Source organism: Streptomyces phaeochromogenes (assembly GCF_001418655.1).
Taxonomy (GTDB): Bacteria; Actinomycetota; Actinomycetes; order Streptomycetales; family Streptomycetaceae; genus Streptomyces; species Streptomyces phaeochromogenes.
Genome location: NZ_LIQZ01000670.1, coordinates 1 through 856, shown reverse-complemented (window position 1 = coordinate 856; position 856 = coordinate 1). Strand labels below are relative to the sequence as shown.

Below are 856 nucleotides of genomic sequence, written 5' to 3'. Positions count from 1 at the left end.
ACGGTCGCCGCGCCGGCGCGGGAGGGCGAGGGTGCCGATGAGCCGGCCGCCGGCCTGGAGCGGCAGCAGCATGCTCGGCCCGAACCGGTGTCGTACCTGCGTCGTCATGCGCGGGTCGGTCGCCGAGTCGTCGACGAACACCGGCTCCCCGCCCAGGAGTTGCTCAAGGACCGCACTGCCCGGCGCGATGGTCGTACCGACGAGACCGCCCGGGTCGTCGAGAGTCGACGCCGTCACGATCTCCATGCCGCCCTCGTCGGTGGGCTGGAGGATCACGCCGGCCGAGGCGTCGGCGAGCATCCGGGCCCGCTCCGCGACCGTCATCAGCGCGTCGGCAGCCGTCTCGCCGGTGAGCAGTGCCGTGGTCACGGCCGCCGCGCCCTCGATCCAGTGCTCCCGCTGACGGGCCGTCTCGTGAAGGCGGGCGTTGCCGATCGCGATGCCCGCCTGGGTGGCCAGCACCCGCACCAGCTGCTCGTCCTCGCCCGTGAAGGGGCCGCCCTCGCGCTTCCCGGTGAGGCGGAGGCTTCCGTACGCGTCGTCCCGGACCCGTACCGGAACGTCGAGGCGGCTGTGCGGGCCGAGCGGGCCGAGAGGGCTGAGTGCGGCCTGCCCGGCGGCCGGTGGTTCGGCCGTGTGGAACTCCGTCGGGCAACCGTCACCGCTACCGCCACCTTCGTCGCCGTCGGGTCCGGGGGTGGTGGCCTCCAGTGACGCGTGCCGGGCGTCGGTCAGCTCGGCCGCGGTGTCCACGATGTGCTGGAGCGTGGCCCGCAGCTCCGGGTCGACGCCGACGCCCAGCACGGCTTCGAGCAGGCGGGGGAGCGGGCCATGGGGAGTGGACGCCTGGGTGGGG

General features: G+C 74.6%; 1 protein-coding gene. It reads right to left on the bottom strand.

What is annotated here, in order from left to right; genetic code table 11:
* Positions 1-856 (bottom strand): GAF domain-containing protein (locus AOK17_RS53410; protein ID WP_425424703.1); only part of this gene is annotated, 856 nt, incomplete at both ends.